The following is a 2,863-nucleotide window of genomic DNA, read 5'->3' as shown; positions in this document are numbered from 1 at the left end:
GTCCGGGGCGGGGCTGGCCGTGCGGCCGGGCGCGGGCGGCTGGCTGCTCGCGGTGACGGTCGCCGAGGGCACCGCCGCGATCGGCGCCTACCACCGGCACGTGAACCTGCCGCCGCCGCGGCGGATCGTCGCCGAGCGGCGCGGCGAGCACGTGCACGTCGGCTTCGACTGGCCGCCGGACGTCGCCGAGGTCGACCTCGTGTACCGGGTGGGGGCGGCGTTCCCCGGCCCCGGCGGCGGTACCGACGGCGGCGGGCACCGCACCGTGACCCGCGCCGCCTACGAGACGCAGGGCGGGATCCGCCTGCCCGTCCCCGAGGACCGGCCCGTCGAGGTGTCGGTGGCCGCGGCCGGGACGGTCGGCGGCTCCCGCGTGACCGGCCCGCCGGTGACCACCGACGTCGCGGCGCACACCGTCGTCCACTACGACCTGCTGCGGACGGGCCCGCCGTGGCGGCGGTCGCTGACGATCCGGCTGACGTCGGCCCGGCCGCTGCGGGTGGCGCGGCTGCTCCTCGTCCTGCGCGCGGGACGGGTGATGCCGCACCGGCCCGGCGACGGCGAGACGCTCGGCGAGTGGGAGCAGGTGCCCGTCCCCGGCGAGCTGTCGGTGGCGATGCCGGCGCCCCGGGGGCCGTACTGGCTGCGCTGCTTCGCCGATGATGATGTCATCGAACTGAGCGATCCCCCAGTACGCCGGCTCCAGATGCGGCAGTGACGAGACGACCGTGACGAGACGACTGACGAGACCCCTGTGACGAGACCACTGTCCCGCGTCGGGCTCCCGGGCGCGCCGTCCAGGCAGGCGGTGACCTGCCCCTACTGCTTCGCGTCCGTCGCGCCGCAGCGGATCCTGTTCCGGTGCCGCGGCCAGGCGGGGCGGACGCGGGGCTGCGCGCCCGTCCTGGACGAGGTGCTCGCCGCCTACACGGGCTCGACGGCCGGGGCGTCGCTGCCGCCGGTGTTCGCCGCGCCCGGCCGCCGGGGCCGCGCGGACTGCCCCGACTGCGGCCGGCCGACCGGGAACCGCGCGTGCCCGGAGTGCCACAACGGGCTCCCGGCGGCGTACTGCGACTCGCCCGGCCGGATCGTCGCGCTGGTCGGCGCGAAGAACGCGGGCAAGAGCACCTACATCGCCGTCCTGCTGCACGAGCTGATGAACCGGGTCGGCACCGAGCTGGACGCGTCGCTCGTCGCGTGCGACGACCGCACGATCGAGCGCTACAAGCGCGACTTCGCCCGCCCGCTGCTGGAGGAGCGCCGGCTGCTGCCGACGACGGCGAGCGCCGCGACGGGCCCGCGCGAGCCGCTCGTCTACCTCCTGACCCGGACGCGCCGGACCCGGTTCGCGCGGGCGCGCAACGACAGCCTCGCGCTGGTGCTGTTCGACACGGCCGGCGAGGACCTCCGCAGCCGCGAGGTCACCGACCTGCACCTGCGGTACCTGGAGGCCGCCGACGCCATCATCTTCCTGGTCGACCCGCTGGAGCTGCCCGGCGCGCGGGCGGGCGCCGCGGACGCCGTGCCCGACGCGCGCGGCGCCGCCGACGATCCCGACAGCGAGCCGCTGAACGTCATCGCCCGCGTCACCGAGGCGCTCCGGCAGCGGCACGGCACCCGTCCGGGCGAGCCGCTGCCCGTGCCCGTCGCGGTCGCCCTCACCAAGATCGACGCGCTGCGCCCGGAACTGCTGCGGCAGTCGGCGCTGCACCGGACCCGGTCCGGCTCCGGCGTCCTCGACCTGGACGACCGGGACGCCGTGCACGAGCAGGTCCGCGCGCTGCTGCACGAGTGGCAGGCGGGGCAGCTCGACACCTACCTGGGCCAGCAGTACGCCGAGCACGCGCTGTTCGGCCTGTCGGCGCTCGGCGGGATCCCCGAGGACGGGCGGGTCGGCACGGGCGGCGTCCGCCCGCACCGCGCCGAGGACCCGCTGCTGTGGCTGCTGTACCGGTTCGGGATGCTCGACGGCGTCCGCCCGGGAGGCCCGTAGCGATGGCCTGGCAGCTGCACTACACGTCCGCCCGCAACGGTCCCACGGGACGGGCGGGGTTCCAGTTCGTCGCCGAGACGCCGGGGCTGCCCGAGGGTGTCCGGGCCGGGGTGACGCCGTACCTCGCGTACCGGCCGCCGCCGGGCGCGCCGCTGTCCCCGGACGAGGCCGAGCTCGGCCGGTTCCCCGTGTCGCTGCTGTACGACCGGGTGGACGGTCGGCCGCTGCTGCTGCGCTGCCGCTACCTCGGGCAGGACTACTCCGGCCGCTACGGCAACTTCTTCGCGCACGCGGTCGTCGCGGAGCCGGGCGAGCTGGAGGGGCTCCGCCCCGCCGAGCTGTGGCGGGCGCCGCTGTGGACGCATCTGCCCGCGTCCGGCACCGTCCTGGACGAGCTGGACGACCTGACCCCCGGCGCCGCGCTCGACCCGGAGGCCCTCGCCGCGTGGCTCGCCTCGTCCGGCCCCGCCGACGCGCACGCCACCCTGGGCCACCTGGTGGACGCGGTCGCCGGCGTCCTCGGCCGCGGCCACGGCCGGGTCGTGCTGGTCGCCGACGACGTCGAGCTGATCGCCCGGTGGATCGCCGTGCTCTCCTACTCGCTGCCGGTCGCGGCGGCGGCGCGGCTGTCGTTCGTCACCTACAGCGCCGACCCGGACGGCGCCGCGCAGCGCCTCGTCGGCACCACGCCCGACGTGTGGGAGGCCGTGCGGCACCGCACGTCCTGCGCGCTTGCCGTGGACCTTCGCGCGGGCACGCCCCCGGGCGGCGGGACGTCCCGGTTCGCGCGGACGGTCGCGGCATGCTGGCGCGACGCCGACCTCGCCGGGCTGGACGCGCTCGCCGAACTGGCCGTCCTGCACGGCGCCT

Annotated in this window: 3 protein-coding genes; all 3 read left to right on the top strand. The window is 77.1% G+C overall.

Annotation, left to right across the window (positions count from 1 at the left end; all coding sequences use genetic code 11):
- Positions 1–718 (top strand): SaeA-related protein (locus E1300_RS51105; RefSeq protein ID WP_503104953.1); only part of this gene is annotated, 718 nt, incomplete at its 5' end.
- 36 nt (positions 719–754) lie between these two features.
- On the top strand, positions 755–1,993 hold the full coding sequence (locus tag E1300_RS48880; RefSeq protein WP_242619907.1) for a TRAFAC clade GTPase domain-containing protein: 1,239 nt from the start codon (positions 755–757) through the stop codon (positions 1,991–1,993).
- Positions 1,994–1,995: 2 nt separating this feature from the next.
- A partial coding sequence (locus E1300_RS48875) for a GAP1-N2 domain-containing protein (RefSeq protein ID WP_442316433.1) occupies positions 1,996–2,863 on the top strand: 868 nt, incomplete at its 3' end.

Source organism: Actinomadura fibrosa, assembly GCF_900659615.1.
GTDB lineage: Bacteria > Actinomycetota > Actinomycetes > Streptosporangiales > Streptosporangiaceae > Spirillospora > Spirillospora fibrosa.
Note: the sequence above shows the minus strand (reverse complement) of the source record. Positions and strands in the feature narration are given on the sequence as shown.